The organism is Rhizobium sp. 01T444, assembly GCF_056398305.1.
This window is the reverse complement of the sequence record NZ_JBFTPD010000297.1, coordinates 1-585: the sequence shown is the minus strand read 5'-3', so window position 1 is coordinate 585 and position 585 is coordinate 1. Positions and strand designations below refer to the sequence as shown.

Here is a 585-nt window from a genome sequence, read left to right as displayed (position 1 = left end):
CATGGTGCTTGCGGCATTCGGACTCTGGCTGACGGGCCCTTCCACGGCGGCCACGCTGGTGAGCGAGCACGCTCGGGCGCCCGTTGTGGGCGACGTGCCGCCTGCGCACCCGGCCCAACCGCAGCCGCGGATCAAACTGACGCAGGCGGAAGCGGGCGCGTCTTTCGATCGAATCGGAACCCTCGAATCGCCCGTGCCGCGCTCAGCGCAAAACGAGGCCGTTCCGAAGTCGCCGCGCGCGTTCGCGCCGATGCGAGCGCGCGCCGCCGCTTCGGTCCTCGTCCGTGGCGCGGCAAGGGGGCCGCAAGCCCGCTGCGACGGACTGAACTTCTTCTCGCATGCCATCTGCATGAACAACGCCTGCGCCCAGCCAGTTGCTGGCCGCAGTGCGCAGTGCGTCGAGGCCAGGCACCAGCGCCGGCTCGACGAAGCCCGCCGCGACCCGACGCTTCTGGGCTGAGCCCGTCGCGCGTCGTGCTGTCCCACAAAGATCTTTGACATGCCCGCCTCCTGCGCCCTCTGTGGAACCCGGAATCGCGACAACGCCATGTTCTGCCTCGGCTGCGCCGCCCGACTGCCTGCCTT

2 protein-coding genes are annotated in these 585 nt (G+C 69.9%); both read left to right on the top strand.

Annotation, left to right across the window (positions count from 1 at the left end):
* Positions 1 to 460: hypothetical protein (locus AC1DTN_RS38555; protein ID WP_477925469.1), on the top strand; the 460-nt coding region annotated here is incomplete at its 5' end.
* Between the two features lie 39 nt (positions 461 to 499).
* On the top strand, positions 500 to 585 hold an 86-nt coding region (locus tag AC1DTN_RS38550), incomplete at its 3' end, for a zinc-ribbon domain-containing protein (RefSeq protein WP_477925471.1).